General features: G+C 65.9%; 17 protein-coding genes and 1 tRNA gene. 2 read left to right on the forward strand and 16 right to left on the reverse strand.

What is annotated here, in order from left to right:
- Positions 1 to 11 precede the first annotated feature (11 nt).
- Both rpsK and rpsM read right to left on the reverse strand, forming a co-directional pair.
- The gene (gene rpsK / locus AL072_RS13770) at positions 12 to 410 is read right to left on the reverse strand and encodes a 30S ribosomal protein S11 (RefSeq protein WP_012974490.1); all 399 of its coding nucleotides are present in this window, start codon (positions 408 to 410) and stop codon (positions 12 to 14) included.
- A 15-nt stretch (positions 411 to 425) separates the two neighbouring features.
- Positions 426 to 794 carry a 30S ribosomal protein S13 gene (gene rpsM, locus AL072_RS13775; protein WP_045582075.1) on the reverse strand — a complete coding sequence of 123 codons (369 nt, stop codon included), beginning with the start codon at positions 792 to 794 and terminating at the stop codon, positions 426 to 428.
- 392 nt (positions 795 to 1,186) lie between these two features.
- Between rpsM and pyk the strand changes: the two genes are divergently transcribed.
- Positions 1,187 to 2,650 carry a pyruvate kinase gene (gene pyk, locus AL072_RS13780; RefSeq protein WP_245636698.1) on the forward strand — a complete coding sequence of 488 codons (1,464 nt, stop codon included), beginning with the start codon at positions 1,187 to 1,189 and terminating at the stop codon, positions 2,648 to 2,650.
- A gap of 25 nt (positions 2,651 to 2,675) precedes the next feature.
- Here pyk and AL072_RS13785 read toward each other — a convergent pair whose 3' ends face one another.
- The 4 genes from AL072_RS13785 to AL072_RS13800 form a co-directional block, all read right to left on the reverse strand.
- Complete coding sequence (locus AL072_RS13785) at positions 2,676 to 3,233, reverse strand: tetratricopeptide repeat protein (protein WP_045582074.1); 558 nt, start codon at positions 3,231 to 3,233, stop codon at positions 2,676 to 2,678.
- Positions 3,234 to 3,518: 285 nt separating this feature from the next.
- Positions 3,519 to 5,660: an elongation factor G gene (fusA, locus tag AL072_RS13790; protein ID WP_045582073.1), complete on the reverse strand. Its 2,142-nt coding sequence runs from the start codon at positions 5,658 to 5,660 to the stop codon at positions 3,519 to 3,521.
- 229 nt (positions 5,661 to 5,889) lie between these two features.
- Positions 5,890 to 6,237, reverse strand: coding sequence for a RidA family protein (locus AL072_RS13795; RefSeq protein WP_045582072.1), 348 nt, complete (start codon positions 6,235 to 6,237; stop codon positions 5,890 to 5,892).
- Positions 6,238 to 6,332: 95 nt separating this feature from the next.
- Positions 6,333 to 7,064: a trypsin-like serine peptidase gene (locus tag AL072_RS13800; protein WP_045582071.1), complete on the reverse strand. Its 732-nt coding sequence runs from the start codon at positions 7,062 to 7,064 to the stop codon at positions 6,333 to 6,335.
- A 93-nt stretch (positions 7,065 to 7,157) separates the two neighbouring features.
- Here AL072_RS13800 and AL072_RS13805 point away from each other — a divergent pair, with 93 nt between their 5' ends.
- Complete coding sequence (locus AL072_RS13805) at positions 7,158 to 9,437, forward strand: DNA topoisomerase (protein WP_045582666.1); 2,280 nt, start codon at positions 7,158 to 7,160, stop codon at positions 9,435 to 9,437.
- 114 nt (positions 9,438 to 9,551) lie between these two features.
- Here AL072_RS13805 and AL072_RS13810 read toward each other — a convergent pair whose 3' ends face one another.
- The 10 genes from AL072_RS13810 to AL072_RS13855 all read right to left on the reverse strand — a co-directional run bounded on the left by AL072_RS13810 (position 9,552) and on the right by AL072_RS13855 (position 19,513).
- On the reverse strand, positions 9,552 to 9,881 hold the full coding sequence (locus tag AL072_RS13810; protein ID WP_052710003.1) for a LuxR C-terminal-related transcriptional regulator: 330 nt from the start codon (positions 9,879 to 9,881) through the stop codon (positions 9,552 to 9,554).
- Positions 9,875 to 10,408, reverse strand: a complete 534-nt coding sequence (locus tag AL072_RS13815) for a hypothetical protein (protein ID WP_144428215.1) — start codon at positions 10,406 to 10,408, stop codon at positions 9,875 to 9,877. Before AL072_RS13815 ends, AL072_RS13810 begins: the two co-directional genes overlap by 7 nt.
- A 102-nt stretch (positions 10,409 to 10,510) precedes the next feature.
- On the reverse strand, positions 10,511 to 10,945 hold the full coding sequence (locus tag AL072_RS13820; RefSeq protein WP_052710002.1) for a glycine-rich domain-containing protein: 435 nt from the start codon (positions 10,943 to 10,945) through the stop codon (positions 10,511 to 10,513).
- Positions 10,946 to 10,973: 28 nt separating this feature from the next.
- Positions 10,974 to 12,053 (reverse strand): helix-turn-helix transcriptional regulator, encoded by a 1,080-nt coding sequence (locus AL072_RS13825; RefSeq protein WP_045582069.1) that lies wholly within the window; start codon positions 12,051 to 12,053, stop codon positions 10,974 to 10,976.
- 184 nt (positions 12,054 to 12,237) lie between these two features.
- Positions 12,238 to 13,128 carry a DMT family transporter gene (locus AL072_RS13830; RefSeq protein WP_158511064.1) on the reverse strand — a complete coding sequence of 297 codons (891 nt, stop codon included), beginning with the start codon at positions 13,126 to 13,128 and terminating at the stop codon, positions 12,238 to 12,240.
- A gap of 280 nt (positions 13,129 to 13,408) precedes the next feature.
- Positions 13,409 to 13,753, reverse strand: coding sequence for a ribbon-helix-helix domain-containing protein (locus AL072_RS34930; protein WP_052710001.1), 345 nt, complete (start codon positions 13,751 to 13,753; stop codon positions 13,409 to 13,411).
- Positions 13,754 to 14,183: 430 nt separating this feature from the next.
- A tRNA-Val gene (locus tag AL072_RS13840) sits at positions 14,184 to 14,258 on the reverse strand.
- A gap of 88 nt (positions 14,259 to 14,346) precedes the next feature.
- Entirely contained in the window at positions 14,347 to 14,619 is a 273-nt protein-coding gene (locus AL072_RS13845; RefSeq protein WP_012974523.1) for an HU family DNA-binding protein, read from the reverse strand.
- Between the two features lie 198 nt (positions 14,620 to 14,817).
- Positions 14,818 to 17,232, reverse strand: a complete 2,415-nt coding sequence (gene lon, locus AL072_RS13850) for an endopeptidase La (RefSeq protein WP_045582066.1) — start codon at positions 17,230 to 17,232, stop codon at positions 14,818 to 14,820.
- 208 nt (positions 17,233 to 17,440) lie between these two features.
- Positions 17,441 to 19,513 (reverse strand): methyl-accepting chemotaxis protein, encoded by a 2,073-nt coding sequence (locus AL072_RS13855; protein WP_063840340.1) that lies wholly within the window; start codon positions 19,511 to 19,513, stop codon positions 17,441 to 17,443.
- Between the last annotated feature and the right edge of the window lie 240 nt (positions 19,514 to 19,753).

The raw sequence follows: 19,753 nt of genomic DNA on the forward strand, positions 1-19,753 counted from the left end.
ACAATGCTGGATCAGACGCGACGCTTCTTCGGCGGGCGAACGCCGTTGTGCGGGATCGGCGTGACGTCGCGGATCGAGGTGATCTGGAAGCCGATCGACTGCAGGGCGCGCAGGGCGGACTCACGCCCCGAACCCGGACCCTTCACTTCGACTTCCAGCGTCTTCATGCCGTGTTCCTGGGCCTTGCGGCCGGCGTCCTCGGCAGCCACCTGGGCGGCGTAGGGGGTCGACTTGCGCGAACCCTTGAAGCCCATGGTGCCCGACGACGACCAGGCAATGGTGTTGCCCTGCGCGTCGGTGATGGTGATCATCGTGTTGTTGAACGAGGCGTTCACATGAGCGACGCCGGCGGTGATGTTCTTGCGCTCGCGACGACGCAGGCGCTGAGAAGCGGCGGAGGGCTTTGCCATGATGCGTTCGTCCTCTTACTTCTTCTTGCCGGCGATCGGCTTGGCCGGGCCCTTGCGGGTGCGGGCGTTCGTGTGGGTGCGCTGGCCGCGGACCGGCAGGCCCTTGCGGTGACGCAGGCCACGGTAGCAGCCCAGATCCATCAGACGCTTGATGTTCATCGCGACTTCGCGGCGAAGATCGCCCTCGACGCGGTAATCGGCGTCGATGGTTTCGCGGATCTTCAGGACTTCGTCGTCCGTCAGCTCGTTCACGCGACGCTCGGCCGGGATAGCCAGCTTCGTGCAGATTTCCTTGGCCTTGAAGGGGCCGATGCCATGGATGTAGGTCAACCCGATCTCCACACGCTTCTGCGCGGGGATGTTGACGCCAGCGATACGCGCCACGCTGCTCTCCTCGATCTCGATATCTCAACGGCAGCCCGTCGGGCCGCCTACACACCGAGCAAATCCCGTCCGGCACCACGCCGGAATGAGGGACGCACAATGCTTCCCGCCACCTGTGTGGGGCGGCGAGAGGGTGCGACTATAGGAAAACCCCGGAACTTGTCAAGGCCGAATACCGGCCCGGCCGGGTTCCCCGTCACGGACAAGAGCGGTAAGCCACCCTGTCGCGGAACGCAAGCACGACCCACCACCGGATGCGGCAACGCAAGGGCTTGATCGACGCAGCGGGATGGGCAACAACCGCCGCACCACGACTGCCCGGCTGAACGGGCGACGCCGGCGCACCAGTCTTCGTTCAACCGCCACCCCTCCGATGGGAAAGGTTCGCGTCCATGACCATGACTGGCACTTCCGGCCCATCCGGCGGCATCCGAATCCGGCGGTCCCGCCTGACCAAGATCGTCGCCACGCTCGGCCCGTCCTCCGCCTCGCCCGAGGTGATCGCCCGGCTGTTCGAGACCGGAGTCGACGTCTTCCGCCTGAACTTCAGCCACGGCAGCCATGCCGACCACGGCGCCCGGCTGGCGGTGCTGCGCGATCTGGAGGCCCGCACCGGCCGTCCCATCGCGGTGATGGCCGACCTCCAGGGGCCGAAGCTGCGGATCGCCACCTTCGCCGCCGGGCCGGTCGCCCTGGCGCCCGGACAGCGGTTCCGCCTCGACCTGTCGATGGAGCCGGGGGACACGACCCGCGTCGGCCTGCCCCATCCGGAGATCTTCGCAGCATTGACGCCGGAGACCGACCTGCTGCTCGACGATGGCCGGGTGCGGCTGCGGGTGGCCGCCTGCGGTGCCGATTTCGCCGAGACGGTCGTCGTCTCCGGAACGCGGCTGTCCGACCGCAAGGGTGTCAACGTTCCCGGAGTCGTGCTGCCGCTCTCCCCCCTCACGCCGAAGGACCGCGAGGATCTGGCCTTCGCGCTCGACCAGGGCGTCGACTGGGTGGCGCTCAGCTTCGTCCAGCGGCCGGAGGACGTGGCCGAGGCGCGCCGGCTGATCGGCGGCCGTGCCGCCCTGCTGTCGAAGCTGGAGAAGCCGCAGGCCATCGCCCATCTGGCCGATATCATCGAGATGTCGGATGCCATCATGGTGGCGCGCGGCGACCTGGGCGTCGAATTGCCGGCGGAGGATGTGCCGACCCTGCAGAAGCGCATCATCCGCGAATCGCGGCGGGCCGGAAAGCCGGTAATCGTCGCCACCCAGATGCTGGAATCGATGGTCTCCGCCCCTGCCCCGACCCGTGCCGAGGCGTCGGATGTCGCCACCGCGGTCTATGACGGCGCCGATGCGGTGATGCTGTCGGCGGAGACGGCTGCCGGCGCCTATCCGGTGGAGGCCGTGTCGATCATGGACCGCATTGCCCGGCGGGTGGAGCATGACCCGCTCTACCGCACCATCATGGACGCCCAGCATCCCGACCCGCAGAAGACCTCGGCCGACGCCATCACCGCCGCGGCCCGCCAGGTCGCCCACACCATCCAGGCGGCGGCCATCGTCACCTACACCACCAGCGGCTCGACCACGCTGAGGGCCGCACGCGAACGACCGGAGGTGCCGATCCTCTGCCTGACCTCGGCGCTGGACACGGCGCGGAGGCTTCAACTCGTGTTCGGCGTCCATGCCGTCCACACCGAAGATGTCGCCAATTTTTCCGAGATGGTGCAGACGGCTGCACGCGCCGCGCATGCGGACGGCATCGCCGCCGAAGGCCAGCGGCTGGTCATCACCGCCGGCGTGCCCTTCGGCACCCCCGGCAACACCAACATCCTGCGGATCGCCTGGGTCGGGGCGGAGTGACGGCGGCCGGGAGGACGACCGCTGCCTAAAGCGCGATGCCGGCCGGCCGGCGCCGGATCGACTCAGCCTGGGCGCGGACATGGTCGAGATGCGGATTGATCGCCAGCGCCGCGTCGAAGGCCCGTAGCGCGGGTTTCTCGTCGCCCAGTGCCAGATAGACCAACCCCAGCTCGACCAGCGCCCCGAAATGCCGGGGCTCCAGCAACAGGGCGTGGCGCAGGTCGATCATCGCCGCGGTATAGTCGCCGATCATGTAGTGGGTGGCGGCACGCTTGTTCCACCCTTCGGCATAGGACGGATCGCGGGCGACCGCCGAATCGAAGGCACGCAACGCCGACTGATAATCGTCGCCGTTCAGGCTGAGCACACCCGCTCGCATGTCGCGAACCATCGCCGGATCGGGATGTTCGAGCCAGAAGTCCCAGATATGCTCCTCCACCGATTCGGCATAGGCCGCATCGGTTGCGCTGCGCAGGGCATGGAAAAGACCGTCCAGACGCAGATTCCCCTGACCTGCCCCGGCCGGTACGCCGACGGTCATCAGCAAAAGCACAGTCAAGGAAAAGAAGCGGCGAATCAGCATGCACCAAATTTGGGCACGCAATCGACCCGCTGCCAACTGTTTTTTGGTTGCAAATCGTTACAAAGTTCGACAGCGGCCCGTGTCGGGAGGCCTTAACGCCGCCGGCCTATGACCGTTATGCCGTCGGTTCAGACTCCATCCTTTCGACGGGGCGGACTTGAAGCCGCCTCAAGCCGGTCCCAAAAAGACCGAAGGCCGGCGGATCGCTCCGCCGGCCTTCGACTTTACCGGATTGGTCCTGACTGCAAGCCCCGATCGATCAACCGAGTCGAGCGGGGCAAGCGATCAGGCGGCCTTGTTGCGGCCGGCCACGATTTCGTCGGTGACGTTGCGCGGCACCGGCTCGTAGTGGCTGAACTCCATCGTGTAGGACGCACGGCCCGAGGTCATGCCCCGCAGCTGGCCGATGTAGCCGAACATTTCGTTCAGCGGGACATTGGCCTCGACGGCGATGTTCGACCCACGCTCCAGCTGGCCCAGCACCGTGCCGCGGCGGCGGTTCACGTCGCCGATCACGTCGCCGAGATAATCGTCGGGGGTGACGACCTCGACCTTCATCACCGGCTCCAGCAGGATCGGGCCGGCCTTGGGCAGAGCCTCGCGGAAGCAGGCCTTGGCGGCGATTTCGAAGGTCAGGGCGTTCGAGTCGACGTCGTGGTACTTGCCGTCCACCAGGCGGGCGCTGAAGTCGACGGTCGGATAGCCGGCGAGCACGCCGTCTTCCTTCTGCATCTCCAAGCCCTTCTTGACCGACGGGACATATTCGCGCGGAACCGTGCCGCCGACCGTCTCGTCGAGGAACTCGAAGCCCTCGCCACGCTCGCGCGGCGCGAAGACGATCTTCACCTCGGCGAACTGACCCGAACCGCCGGTCTGCTTCTTGTGGGTGTAGGTGTATTCGACCGGCTTGGTGATCGTCTCGCGGTAGGCGACCTGGGGCTTGCCCATGTTGCCTTCCACGCCGAACTCCGTGCGCATGCGGTCGAGCGTCACTTCCAGGTGCAGCTCGCCCATGCCGCGCAGGATGGTCTGGCCGGTTTCACGGTCGGTCTCCAGACGGAGCGACGGATCGGCGCGGACCATCTTGCCGAGCGCGATCGAGAACTTCTCCTGCTCGCCCTTGGTCTTCGGCTCGACCGAGACGCTGATGACGGGGTCCGGGAAACGCATGCGCTCCAGGATCACCGGGGCGGAGGCGTCGCACAGCGTGTCGCCGGTCTCGGTCTCCTGCAGGGAGACGAGCGCGATGATGTCGCCGGCGCGGGCTTCCTCGATCGGGTTGGCGTCCTTCGCGTACATCTCGACCATGCGGCCGATCTTCTCGCGCTTGCCGCGGGTCGAGTTCAGGATCGACATGCCCTTGGTCAGCACGCCCGAATAGACGCGGACGAAGGTCATCGAGCCGTAGGTGTCGTTCAGCACCTTGAAGGCCAGCGCCGAGAAGGGCGCGTCGTCGGAGCTGAGACGCTCGCCGTTCGGGTTGCCGTCCTCGTCCACCGTCTTGATCGCCTCGACATCGGTCGGGGCCGGCAGCAGGTCGACGACCGCGTCCAGAACCTGGCAGACGCCCTTGTTCTTGTAGGACGATCCGCAGAGCACGGGCGTGAAGGCGCTGGTGATGGTGCCCTTGCGCAGGCAGGCGCGCAGCACGTCGGCCGACGGATCCTCACCCGACTCCAGATAGGCTTCCATCGCCGCGTCGTCCTGCTCGAGCGCGGTGTCGACCAGCTCGGCGCGCAGCGCCGGGATGCTGGCGATGTTGTCCAGGTCTTCCTTGACGGTCAGGTTGAGCTTGGCCGCGAGATCGTCGGTGATCTCCCAGATTTCCCACTTGGCGTCCTTGTCGTCGGAGAACCAGACATACGCCTTCATCTCGACGAGGTCGACCATGCCGCGGAAGTTGTCTTCCGAGCCGAGCGGAACCTGGATGCAGACCGGACGCGCGTTCAGGCGGGCCTTGATCATGCTGACGCAACGCTGGAAGTTCGCGCCCGAACGGTCCATCTTGTTGACGTAGCAGATGCGCGGCACGTTGTAGTTGTCGGCCAGACGCCAGTTTGTCTCCGACTGCGGCTCCACGCCGGCGACGCCGTCGAACACCACGACCGCGCCGTCGAGCACGCGGAGCGAACGGTTCACTTCGATGGTGAAGTCCACGTGGCCCGGGGTGTCGATGACGTTGATCTTCTTCTCGCGCCAGAAGGTCGAAACGGCGGCCGACTGAATGGTGATGCCGCGCTTCTGCTCCTGCTCCATGTAGTCGGTCGTCGTCGACGTCTTGAGATCCTTCGTCTCGTGCACGTCGATGATCGTGTGCTTGCGACCGGTGTAATACAGGATGCGCTCGGTGGTCGTCGTCTTGCCCGCGTCGACGTGGGCGATGATGCCGATGTTCCGAATATCAGACAGTGGCGTTTGGCGCGGCATGTTGCGGTTCCATTGCAGTAACGCGGCAACCGAAGCGCGACCGTCATGGTCGTCCGCTTCGGCGGCAGAGGTTGGTCGGGGTTTTACGGGCGATCTGTTAAGGCGTCATTAACATTCCGTAAACCGACAAGCGAATTTGTCGGGTTATTGAAGCGCGCGGCCCTCACAGCGTTCGGGCCACGCCGGCACACCCCAACCGAGGCTGCCGGGTCGCCCCGTTTCCACCGCCTTATTTGGCGGCGGTGACCTGAATTTCAACGAGATACTGGGGAGCGGCCAGCTTGGCTTCGACGGTGGCGCGGGCCGGCGGATTGGCCGGGTCGACCCAGGCCTCCCACGCCTTGTTCATCGCGCCGAAGCCGGCCATGTCCACCAGATAGATGGTGGCCGACAGGAGCTTGCTCTTGTCGCTGCCCGCTTCCGCCAGCAAGGCGTCGATCTGGGCCAGGATTTGGGCGGTCTGACGTTCGACGTCGGGCGTCGGCTCGTCGGCGACCTGACCGGCGAGATAGACCGTGTCCTTATGGACGACCATCTGGCTCATGCGCGGTCCGGTGTGGAAGCGCTGGATCGACATGACGGAAAGACTCCGGGTTCCGGGGCTGAAAAAAGACGCGCGTACCTCTATGCCATTCGGGGCCGCGCGCGAAGCGAAAAATGCGCATCCCCCGTTCAAGGCTGCCCTACGGCACTTTCCCTCGCCAAAATTGCGGCAAAGCGCGCGGCCGGCACCGCGAAATTGCGCACGGCAGGCGTGGTCCCGGCGGCGACCCCGACTCCGGCGACCGCCCAGCCAACCCCGCTCCGCACCAGCAACGGTCCGCCGCTGGTTCCGCGCGTCGCGTCGCAGTCATGCACCAGCAGGCCGGATGCCGTTCCCAGCACATGGCAGTCGCGGTCGGCCATCAGGATCTGCGCCCGGTCCTGGCTGTAGCCGCCCAGCATCACCGCCGTCCCGGCCGGCAGGGGTGCCGCCGCCACCGGCAGGGCCGGAGCCGAGTCCGGAGCCGGCCCGTCCAGGGTCAGCACCGCCCAGTCGGTCGAGGCGTCCGGGCGCGCGGCGGCCGGATCGTAGGCGGGATCGGTCGCCACGCGCGCCACCGTCACATGGCGGCTGAACGCGCCGCGGTCATAGCCGAACAGCACATGCAGCGACGAGGCCGCCAGGAAGCGCCGGGTGCGCGGATTGAACAGGCAATGGCCGGCGGTCACGACGGTGCGCGGCCCCACCAGCGCACCGGTGCAGCGTCCCGCCAGATTGGTCTGCACCCGCACCACGCCGTTCCAGGGCTCCGTCGCGGCGTCCACCGGAGCGCGCCGGTCGCCCGGCCCGACGCCCGGCAGCAGCGGCCGCTCCGCCCCGGCGGCAGTGGTTGTCGCCGCCGGGAACGCCGACAGCAGCACAAGCGCGAGCGACGCCCCAAGGCCACGCCGAAGCCGATATCCGGGTCGCGCATGTTCTTGCTCCGTTTCCCTCAATCCCATATCCTCCAGAGCATGACGACGCTGATCATCACCGAGAAATCCAGTCAGGCAAAAGACCTGCGTTCCGCGCTGGGCGACCGTTACGGCCGCATCCTGCCGGCCGAGGGCCATCTGCTGCGGCTTGCCGAACCGGACGAGGTCGATCCGGCCTGGAAGCGCTGGTCGCCGACCCTGCTGAAACCGGACGGGCTCTATCCGACCCGGCCGGACCAGTGCGGCAACAAGGCGGCGAAGCTGCAGGCGATCACCGCGGCGCTGCGCGCCTGCGACGAGGTGATCCTCGCCACCGACTGCGACCGTGAAGGGCAGTTGATCGGCCAGGAGATCCTGGAGCATACCGGCTTTCGCGGCAAGGTGCGCCGCGCGCTTTTCACGGCCCAGGACCCCAAGACCCTGCGCGACGCCTTCGCCGCGCTGAGGCCCAACGACCAGATGCGGCCGTTGTACGAGGCGGCGGTGGCGCGCCAGCAGGCCGACCAGATCTACAACCTCTCGCTGACCCGCACCGCGACCAAGACGCTGCTGGCGCCCGGCACGCGCGGCGTGATCGGCATCGGCCGGGTGAAGACCCCGACGCTCGCCATCGTCTGCCTGCGCGAGCTGGAGATCCGCAACTTCAAGCCGGAGGATTATTTCGAGGTGGTGGCGACCGCCACCGCCGCCGGCGGCAGCTTCCGGATGCGCCACGCCCCGGCGCCCAAGGACCGCATCAAGGACCGCGCCGCGGCCGAGGCCATCGCCCGCGCCGCCGACCACCACCGCGGCCCGCTGACCGTGACGGTGGAGGAGAAGCGGCAGGCACCGCCCAAGCTCTACGACCTGCCGTCGCTGCAGAAGACCTGCGGCCAGCGCTGGGGCTGGACCGCCGACCGCACCCTGTCGGTGGCGCAGGAGCTGTATGACGGCGACGGGAAGAAGCTGATCACCTATCCGCGCGCCGAGGCCCGTTATCTGTCGGAGAACCAGATCGCCGACGCGCCGGCCATCGTCGGGGCGCTGACCCGGCTGCGCGGCTTCGCCCATCTCCACGACCACATGGATGTCCGGCGGCCGGTGATCCGCAAGGGCAAGTCCGGCCATTTCTGCGACAAGGCGCTGGAGGGGGTGTCGCACCACGCGGTGATTCCCAACGTCAACGTGCTGGACGACCTCGAACCCCGCCTGGCCCGGCTGACCGACGACGAGAAGCGGCTGTTCGCGCTGGTCTGCCGCTCCTACCTCGCCGCGGTGATGCCGGATTACGAATATCGGCAGACGGGCGTCACCATGGCGGTGCCGGTGCCATCGCCGGTGCCATCGCCCGGGCCATCACCAAGTGGGGCAAAGCCGGTCGCCTTCCGCGCCGTCGGCCGCATCCCGCTGAAGTTGGGCTGGAAGGCCGCCTTCGGTTCGGCGGAGAGCGACGACCGGGCCGGCGGCAAGCCGGAGGAGGAGGCCGAACAAACCCTGCCGCCCTTGACCGACGGCGAACCGGCGACCTTGACCGACCCGAAGGTGGAGGCCAAGCGCACCCAGGCCCCGCCGCGCTACAATGAGGGCACGCTGGTCGACGCCATGCAGAACGCCTGGCGGTTCGTCGAGGATCCGGTTCTGCGCGACCGGCTGAAGGAGGCGAAGGGAATCGGCACCCCCGCCACCCGCGCCGAGGTCATCAAGGGCCTGCGCAAACAGAGCCTGCTGGATGCCGACGGCAAATGGCTGATGCCGACCCCCGCCGGGCTGCATCTGTTCGAAACCCTGCGCGCCGCCGCCCCGACCCTGGTCGATCCCGGCACCACGGCGCTGTGGGAGATGAAGCTGGACGAGGTGGTGACCGGCCGTGCCGATTTCCGCGCGGTGATCGATGCCATCGCAACCGAGGCCGGCCGGCTGATCGGCGCACTGGTCGGTCAGCGCGGCGCCGCCCTCGATTTGGGCCTGCCCGCCCCGAAGGCGCGCTTTGCCCGGCGTGGCGCGCCCGCCCGCTCCGCTACCGCGGCAAGCCCGGGGGAAAAGCCGGCCCCACGCCGGCGCACACGCAAGGCGGCCGCTCCTGCGGACGCGATGGCGGCGGAAACGGCACCAAAGCCCCGTCGTGCCCGCAAGACGAAGGCACCGCCCGTCGCCGAGCCGCCTGTCATGCCCATGCATGACACGCCGTCGGCGCAAGACGCGCGCCGGCGCCGCGAGCCGACCGAGCGGATGGTGTCCTTCGCCCGCAGTCTGGCGGAACGCAAGGGCGTTGCCCTGCCCGCCGCTTGCCTGAGCGATTTCGACGAGTGCCGCGGCTTCCTTGACCGGCATGCCCGCTGATACGGTCTGCCGGTCCCTTCCCTGCCGGGACTCCGCTCGCAGGACGCGGAAGCGCCGACGAAATTTCCAGGCCGAATTCGGACCATGGTGGGCTTGCAGTTCGGTGACCGACCGCTATCGCATCGCCTTCTTCTCTCGGCTGCTCCAGACGGCGGCCTCCCACGCGCGGCCGAGTTCGAAGAGGCCGGAACATCCCAGCTTCTGCATGATGTGGGCACGATGGCATTCCACGGTCTTGAAGCTGATGCCAAGATCGAGGCCGATGGTCTTGGAACTCTTGCCGGCGACCAGGCGCACCAGCACGTCGACCTCGCGCGCCGTCAACTGCGTGAGGCGCGCCACCATGTCCCGTCCGCGGCAATGGGACGAACCGACCTCCGCCTTCAGCGCCATACCGACCGGGCTGGCCGGCGGCAAGGTCGGCTCGATGCAGGACATCAGCATCGCCTCACCGCCATGGACGTCAGGGACCGGACGGCGGCGACATAGGCGGCCTCCAGCGTCGGCTGGGGTGCGGACTGCAGGCGGCACCGCGTGGAGTCGGCGCAGTGGGCCACGAAGGCAAAGGCGGCGCCGTGGTCGGCATCGTGCAGGATGTCGGCCTGAATGCCTGTGATGGGCGACGCCGGACGGCCGGGCTGCTCGCCGACCACCCGCCCGCGCGCCGCCCGCACCAGCTGCTCGATGGCGTTTTCGATGGTCAGGCCGTCGTGGCCGGCGGCGATGGAGTCGCCGCAGCGTTGTTCAAGCAGGGTCGCTCGCGTCTCGCACCGCTCGGCGTCCTCCAACAGCATGGAGATGCGGCCGGCCGAGGCGCGGTCGATCATTTCCAGCGCGTCGGTACGATCATCAGCCGCCCGCTGCCGAAGCTGATCGACGGACAAATGATCGATATACGGTAATTGTGCGTCGGGCATACGCTTGCCCTTGCTCCCGCCGACTACAGCGGTATGCTGGTGGTTGATCATCATGGCTCCAAGGCGATGCGTGATCGGTTCGATTCGGTCAGAGGTTGCCCGATCGGACGGCGGCGCCCGCCTGGGCCAACAGGCGGGCGCATGCCGTGCGCAGGCTTACGCGGCTTTGGCCGTTAGCGGATCCTCCGGGTCCCAAGGTTGGCTGGGAGCGCGGTAGCACTCGGCCCCCGCCATCTCGTCGTTGGCGGCATAGGCGTCGACAGGCATCTGATGCCCGTATGGCACAAGCGCGCGCGTCAGGTCGTAGGCATCCTGAAACGGTCCCGTACGGTAGACTCCGGGGTCATGGTCCATGATGTGCCCGGCGACGGCGATGCAGTCGCGCGCATATTTGGCCGGACGCAGCATGTGCGCGTGCCATGCCAGATCGCACAGATGCGTGGGCACCAGGGGCTTCTCCGGATAGGCCGCGCAGGCTGCGAAGAACTCCCGATACTGGGCGACCGAGCGTCGGGCGCGCTCTTCGTCCACGCCTCGCTCAATCAGATCGGACACCAGCACTTCGAGGTCCAGCACGGTCGTCGCTGCCATCTTTTCCGCAATGCTCAAAACTCACCTCCTATCGTTTGCCGCAATTCCGGGCGGCCCCGGCAATGGACGAAAGCAACGCGGCAAAACGTGAAAGCCGCGTCTGGGTGCTCCCGCCAATGATACTGTCGAGGCGACCCATGCCGCCCTTGAGTTGGGTTCGAATCGTCTCTTTCGATTTATCGAGCTTTTTTGCGGCATCTTCCGGCGAAAGGCCGGACGCCACCAGGGCGGCGGCCTCGGACTGGGCCTCGGTCAGCCCGAAGTCCCTATACAGCACATCGGCCAGGGCTTCGGGCTCCAACGCGACGGGAGCCACCACGAGGACGGCGGCACCAGCCAGCGCGCCCACTCCTTGGGATATCGACAGAATGTGCGGGTCGCCGCGCCCGCGACGGACGCACATTGTGACGCTTCGGCGGCCTGGCCAACCGAGTGCGGCCGAGGCAACGGCCTTGCTCAAGTGCTGTGCATCGACACAATCGTCTGCTCGCAGACGCCCGCCGTCGTCGATCACGAAACCGTCGCCATGAGACAACAGCACTGAGAATGCTGCGTTCTTATATCGGACGCGCCCCTCAGGTCCTAGGACCGCAATCGCCAAGTCGATGCTGTCGAGTACCGCAGCACGCTGGGCCATTTCCTCCCGTCGACGAAGAGCTTCGAGCAGGCCGAATGCAGGGATCTCATCATCGAAGAAGCTGCTAAGTCCAATGTGCTTTGGCTCTGCCCTGATCTGAATGCTCCACCCACTGTGGTGCATCCAATGCAAGCACATCTGCGGAATTGGAAAAGTCCGGATGAATTCCATTCGTTCAACCCGACGCCGCATCTTTGTCCGTGCGAGCTTATCAGACGGAGACTCTTGCAGAATGGCGCCAGCCGCCACCTCGTGCTTCAACGAGGTGAGAAGCAGGTCGTCGAATGTCTGTTGCCGGCTGAAATCGACGAAGCTATACACGCGCCGCATATGGTCGCTTGCAAAGCTCAATCTATCGCTGTCATCGAACACGGCCGCGCTAGAGCCTATGCGGACTGCCAGTGCAGCCATTTCTGCCAAAGAGGGTGGCGTGTCAGATGACAAATCCATTGCGAGCATGATGGCGCCCATATGAGAGCTATTTCGCCATCATATCCATCTATTTTCGCCCTATCATCACCCAAATGGGTCAGGACCTACAATCGATACACGTTCCATGCGGAAGTCATACTCGGGTATATCAGTGCGGTCGCAGCCGATAACAATCTTGCTCAATACACTAAGCCGCGCGCAGTCGCTTAGAAGCGTAACTTTTTTAAGCGGCGACTCGGACGCGACTCGGGCGCCTGTCCGTCGTCGAAGTGACATAGACTGCTGCCGCGATGATGATGGCCGCACCAACCGCCGCGTTGAGGCCCGGCACCTCGCCGAACAACAGATAGCCGGCCGCCAGCGCCACCGGCACATCGATCAGGGTGACGGGCATGAGCACGGCCGGGCTGGCGTGCTTGTAGCCGCGGACAGTCGACCATTGCGCACAGGCCGACAGCAGGCCGATCCCAACCAGCCAGGGCAGATCGCCAACCGGCGGCTCCACGATCACGGTGGAGGCCGGCACCGCGACGATGGCGCTGACCAGGATCGCGGAAACCGCTACCACGACGGAGGCGGGGTTCGTCCTGGCGAGGCGGCGCATGGCGATCTGACTGCCGGCCCCGGCGAAGGCCGCGATCACCAGAGAGGCGACAGACCAATCCCAATGCGGGGTGCCGATCGACATCAGGCGGGGCCAGAGCGCCACCAGGGCGCCGGCGATGCCGATGCCGGCGGCCACCCACACCCGGCTGTCCGCACCCTCGCCCAGGAACACGCGCTGCATCGGGATGACCAGCAGGACGCGCGTGTACATGAAGGCCGTCACCAGGGCGACCGGGAGGGCTGGCGAACTGTAGGCATGGACCAGGGCCATCAGCGACACCGCACCCACCGCGGCCCGGACCAGATGTCCCCTGGGATCCTGGAGTTGGCGCAGATGCAGGAAGGCCCGCCATGCCACCACAGCCAGGATGATCCCGCCGGCCGACCGGAACAGGGCCATCTCCAGGGCGGGCAATTTCGTGGAGAGATGCTTGATGAGGAGGTTGGCCGCCATGAAGTTGAAGGCGGATGCCAACGTCCATAAGGCGCCCTTGGTCGCGGTTCCCACGGTCGTATTCCTTACGATCTTGTTGTCCGGTCGATCAGCGGGCCGCATCGGTCGACGAAGGCCGCCATTCATCCAGGATCTGGGGCAGAGTTGGGAACGCCCCGCGATTGCGGAGTCCCGGCCTGCCCGGCAGCAATGGCCACTCTCGTGGCCGCTTTAAGGGGAAGACACGAAGTTTGCGAGGAACCGACGGCAGTTGGATCGGATCGCGTAAAATCGGCACCGATTTGAAGCGTGAATCCGATCGCCAGACGAAGCTGCAAATTCGGCTTCTGACCGGCTACTGCAAGGTCGCATGTTCCGGCATGACACGCGGAGCTTGATCGCTGCTCCGTCGCTTCGAGCCGCGGAATTTCAGACGCGGCTTGCTCTCCTCGACCACTGCGCGTAGCAGGCCGTACTGGTCAAGCTGGTTGACCAGACCGCGAAAATAGCTCAGCGCAGTCAAGCGCAACCCATCGGTCAGGGAGCCGCCCCCGCGCGCCAGGTCGACCTCCGCCACCAACGCAACGACCGAAACCCCGCGCCTCCGCGCGACATCCTCCAGCGCATCCCAATAGCTCTGTTCCATCCGCACGCTGGTGCGACGTCCATTGACCTTCAGGTTCCGGCAGATCATCGACATTTCTCCTGCACTTGACACATATGGTCGTATGCAGGCCATCGGGATGGGTCTGTGAAGTTGTTCACTCCCTTGAACGGGGGAGGGCGCGACAGGCTGTCGCATCCGCCACAAATGGCGGATTGACCGATAGCGTCCGTCAATATGGTGGAAACTTTGGTGCGCGCCGAGGTTGTCACTTGTCAGGTCAGCCTGACGCATTGGCGCGCTCTGACGAATCGTCCCATATGAGGGCCGCAATGAAACGCATGTGTATATGGCCATGCCACATACAACATCAGATCGCGTAAACTCGGAAACGACTGGAAGCGTGAATCCGATCGCCAAGCAAAAGCCTAATGCTTCATGCGTTCCATACTAAGCGCACGAAGCTGAAACTCGGTTCAACGCACTCTCGCGGGCTGTGACGCTACCGCTAAGTCATTGAAAAGATTGGTGGGCGATGAGGGGATCGAACCCCCGACATCCTCGGTGTAAACGAGGCGCTCTACCGCTGAGCTAATCGCCCGGAAGATTGCGTCGCCGTCAAACGACAGCCGGCCGGGTTGGTCCCCGGCCGGCGGCACTATGCCCCGAAGGGGCGATAGACTTCAAGCTCAGTTCAGGGCGTCCTTGAGAGTCTTGCCCGCCTTGAACTTCGGCTGCTTGGAAGCCGGAATGTCGATCTTCTCGCCGGTACGCGGGTTGCGACCCTCGGTCGCAGGACGCTCGGCCACCGCAAAGGTGCCGAAGCCCACCAGACGGACCTCATCGCCATTCTTCAGCGATTCGGCGATGCTGTCGAACACCGCATCGACGGCCTTCGTGGCGTCGGTCTTGGACAAACCGGACGCTTCGGCAACATGCGCCACGAGATCGTTCTTGTTCACGCAATCCCCCTTCCGAATTCAGCAAATACTGAAAGACAAAAGTCGCCCCAGGACTTTTTGTCCACGACTTTTTGAAAGCAAAGGATAAGCACGGCGTATGCCGCCCGTCAATTCCCGACGGGCGGCAAAGCTCGTTTCATCCAGAGAGCCGCATGTCCGGCAGCGGCCCCGGCCCGGCCGGGACCGACCGCCCCCGGATCAGTGACGCAGGCCCTCACCGTCGGCCGCCTTCTCCTGGACCTTGGCAGCGGCCGGATCGACCTCCTGCTCCGTCCATTCGATTGGCTCCAGCGGACGGACAAGCGCGTTGCGCAGCACCTCGTCCACCGTCGCGACGGGCATGATGTCCAGCCCGCGCTTCACGTTGTCCGGGATGTCGGCAAGGTCCTTCTCGTTGTCCTTCGGGATCAGCACCCGCTTGATGCCGCCGCGCAGTGCGGCCAGCAGCTTCTCCTTCAGGCCGCCGATCGGCAGCACCCGGCCGCGCAGCGTGATCTCGCCGGTCATCGCCACGTCCTTGCGAACCGGAATGCCGGTCAGCACCGAGACGATGGAAGTGGCCATGGCGACACCGGCCGACGGGCCGTCCTTCGGCGTGGCGCCTTCGGGAACATGGACGTGGATGTCCTTCTTTTCGAACAGCGTCGGCTTGATGCCGAAGGCGACGGCGCGCGACTTGACGTAGCTCTCGGCCGCCTGGACCGATTCCTTCATCACATCGCCCAGCTTGCCGGTGGTGGTGACGCGGCCCTTGCCGGGCAGGCCCACCGCCTCGATCGACAGCAGTTCGCCGCCGACTTCCGTCCAGGCCAAACCGGTGGTCACGCCGACCAGATCCTCCAGTTCCGCCTCGCCATAATGGAAGCGGCGGACGCCGGCATATTTGTCGAGGTTCCGGCGGGTGACCGCAACCTTGGCACCGCTGGTGCTCTTCAGCAGGATTTCCTTGACGGCCTTGCGGCACAGGTTCGCGATCTCGCGTTCCAGCGAGCGGACGCCGGCTTCCCGCGTGTAGTAGCGGACGAGATCGCGCAGCGCGTCGTCGGAAATGGTGAACTCGCCCTTCTTCAGGCCATTCGCCTCGATCTGCTTCTCGATCAGGTGGCGCTTGGAGATCTCGACCTTCTCGTCCTCGGTGTAACCGGCGACGCGGATGATCTCCATGCGGTCCAGCAACGGCTGCGGCATGCGCATCGTGTTGGCGGTGCAGACGAACATCACGTCGGACAGGTCATAGTCGACCTCGAGGTAATGATCATTGAAGGTGCCGTTCTGCTCCGGATCCAGAACCTCCAGCAGGGCGGACGACGGATCGCCGCGCCAATCGGCGCCGAGCTTGTCGATTTCGTCCAGCAGGAAGAGCGGGTTGGAGGATTTGGCCTTCTTCATGCCCTGGATGACCTTGCCGGGCATCGAGCCGATGTAGGTGCGGCGGTGGCCGCGCACCTCCGCCTCGTCACGGACGCCGCCCAGCGACATGCGGACGAAGTTGCGTCCCGTCGACTTGGCGATCGACTTGCCGAGCGAGGTCTTGCCGACGCCGGGCGGGCCGACGAGACAGAGGATCGGGCCCTTGACCTTGTTCATCCGGTTCTGGACGGCAAGATACTCGAGGATACGCTCCTTGACCTTCTCCAGACCGTAATGGTCGGCGTCCAAGACCTTCTGGGCCAGCTTCAGGTCACGCTTCACCTTGGTGCGCTTCTTCCACGGAATGGACAGCATCCAATCCAGGTAGTTACGCACCACGGTCGCTTCAGCCGACATCGGGCTCATCGACCGGAGCTTCTTCAGCTCGGCCAGCGCCTTCTCGCGGGCTTCCTTGGAAAAGCGGGTCTTGTTGATCTTTTCTTCCAGCTCAGCCGATTCGTCGCGGCCGTCCTCGGTCTCGCCGAGCTCCTTCTGGATCGCCTTCAGTTGCTCGTTCAGATAGTATTCGCGCTGAGTCTTCTCCATCTGCCGCTTGACGCGGTTGCGGATGCGCTTTTCCACCTGCAGCACGCCGATCTCGCCTTCCATGAAGGCATAGACGCGTTCCAGCCGCTCCGAAACGGTGGCGCATTCCAGCAGCTGCTGCTTTTCCGGAATCTTCAGCGCCAGATGCGAGGCGACGGTGTCGGCCAGCTTGCCCGATTCCTCGATCTGGTTGATCGAGACCAGAACCTCGGGCGGAATCTTCTTGTTCAGCTTGATGTACTGTTCGAACTGCGAGACCACGGCGCGGCTCAGCGCCTCCAGCTCCTGGTTCTCGCCGGTCTTCTCCTCGACCAGTTCGGCCTGGGCCTGGAAGAACTCCTCATTGTCGGCGAACTTGGTGATGGCAGCACGCTGGCCGCCTTCCACCAGCACCTTGACGGTCCCGTCCGGCAGCTTCAGCAACTGCAACACGGTGCCGACGGTGCCGACGCTGTAGATGTCGGCCGGAGTCGGATCGTCCTGCGCGGCGTTCTTCTGGGTGACCAGCAGGATCTGCTTGTCATCCTTCATCACGTCTTCCAGCGCGCGCACGGACTTCTCGCGCCCGACGAACAGCGGCACGATCATGTGGGGGAAGACCACGATGTCGCGCAGCGGCAGGACCGGGTAGAGGGCACCACGGGAGAGTTCGATCATCGGCAGGGCCTCAATGAATGGATCGCCGCCAGCCCGGAATGGGCCTGACACGGCCACCCGCCTCGGGATAAGCGCGGGAATTGCCTACGGCACCCGACTAACGTGGCACACGCTCCAGCCCCCTTCAAGGGGGGTGAGGCGCCCCAGGAGCGGTTTCCAAGCCGCAACGCGACGGCAAACCACCGCTTCCCTCCCCGTTTTCGTCGGATCAGGCGCTTTTGAGGCGGCTTACATAGCCATCGACGGTCGTACGCAGGGTTCCGGCCTCCTGCGTCAAGCCGCGGGATGCCGTCAGCAGTTCACCCGACGCGGCGCGCGTGCTTTCCGCGGTGGATGCGACCTGCCCGATGCTGCCGGACACCTCGACCGTGCCCTGGGCGGCCGCCTGGATGTTGCGGGCGATCTCACGGGTGGCGGCGTTCTGTTCCTCCACCGCCGCGGCGACGGCGGACGCAGCCTCGCTGATCGCGGTGACGGTGCGGCTGATCGCGCCGATGGCGGTGACCGCGCTGCCACTGACGTCGCGGATTTCGCCGACGCGGAGCTGGATGTCGTCGGTCGCCTTCGCCGTCTGGCCGGCGAGATTCTTCACCTCGTTGGCGACCACGGCAAAGCCCTTGCCGGCTTCGCCGGCCCGTGCCGCCTCGATGGTGGCGTTGAGGGCCAGCAGGTTGGTCTGCGACGCGATCGAGCTGATCATATCGACCACCGAACCGATCCCGGCCGCCCGGTCGGCCAGCGTCGCGACGATTCCAGCGGTGCTGCCGGCTTCGCGCACCGCGTCCTGGGCGATGCGCGAAGCATCGTCGATTCGCCGGCTGATCTCGCCGATGGAGGATTGCAGCTGTTCGGCTGCCGCCGCCACCGTCTGGATGTTGCCGTTGGCCAGTTCCGACGCCGAGGCCACCGACGACGACAGCGATGAGGCGCTTTCCGCAGCCGCCGACAGCCGTTCGGAGTTGCCGCGCACCGATTCCGCGGTGGTGGACAGGTGACCGACCACCGATTCCAGCTGTGCCACGAAGTCCTGCGTCGCCTGCTCCATCTCGCGGCGGTGGCTGTCCCGCTCCTCCTGGTCGGACCGGCGCCGGGACTCGGCGGCGTCGGCCTCGCGGGCCCGGGACTGCAGCACGTCGATCGCCGTGGCCATCTCGCCGATCTCGTCGGCCCGTTGCCGGTGCGGCACGGCGACATCGCGCCGCCCGCCGGCAATCGCCCCGACGACCCCGGCCAGTTCGACCACGGGCCGGGATGCCCGCCGGGTGATGGCGACCGCGACAACGAGCAGGGCGGCGAATCCGACGGCGATCACCCCGATCGCCAGCATCAGGTGCCGCAGGGCCGCGGCGTGATGGGCGTCCGCCAGGTCCCGCGCGACCGCGATACCGGCGTCACGGACGAGTAGCAGATCCTGCAGCAATGGAGAGGCCGACCGCCGCCATTCCGTGCCGTCCAGGTCATAGGGCTTGCCCGCACGCGAGGCGGCCAGAACACGGGCCTTGTAGGCGCCGAAGCCTTGGATATAGCCCTTGCGCGCGCCTTCCAGGGCGGTGCGGAGCGCCGGCTCCATCCCGCCGCCGACGATATCGTCCTCGACGGATGTCCAAGTCGCCATGATACGCCCCTCCAGCGTCATGGCCTCGGCCTCCGCCTCCGGGGTCATCGGCTTTCCGGTACCCAGGGCGCGAAGATACAGGACGGACTGCTGGCCGCCCTGCTCGCGCAGGCCGGCCGCACGAATCGCGATGTCGGCCCGGTCGCCGACCGCCGCGTCGAGCTCGTTTAGCCGGTGACCGAGACGGTTCACCGTCACGCCGACCTGCCCGGTCACCTTGACCATGCCGGCGAAGAACTGCGCCGATGCATCCGCCGGCCGGCCGGCCCGATCCTTGGCCAACCAGCCGTCGGCCTGGCTGCGGACATCGGACAGGCTGCCCGCCAGCCCGCCGACCTCACCGTCGGCCTTCGGGTCGCCGAGCGCCCGCGCCGCAGCGACATAACTGCCAAGCGCCCGGTCCGACTGCGCCCGCGCCTTCGCCAGGGATTCGCGGCCCGCGGTCTCGATGACCGTGCCGGCCGTCAGCGGCAGGTTGACGACTCCGCGTTCCAGCGCCAGGGCTTCGTTCAGTGCGGTGGCCGCACCCAGCGCATCCACGATGCTCCGTGCGCTGGAAGCCCGGCCGGCCGATGCGGTTTCCTGGACCGCCAGCCATGTGGCGGGGACCGCGGCGACCACGCCGACGCAAGCCAGACAGACATAAAGGAAATTTCGTATTTTCATTGCCCGCCCACCGAAACATTTTTACGCGAATAGTCGGAAGCGACAGAAGACGAGCCAAAGAAACAAGGCGGCTGGTCCAGCGAGTCCAATCACTCACTGATCATATCAGCATCAATCTTTAGATTTCTTAAATTTGCCGCTTAGTGAAACACCTTCGGCGCAGTTGAGCGCCGCAAAGGCCTTCGGATTCTTGAATTATTTCTCCAAGCACTTCTATTTTCCTGAACAAAAAAAGGGGCG

The organism is Azospirillum thiophilum, assembly GCF_001305595.1.
Taxonomy (GTDB): Bacteria; Pseudomonadota; Alphaproteobacteria; order Azospirillales; family Azospirillaceae; genus Azospirillum; species Azospirillum thiophilum.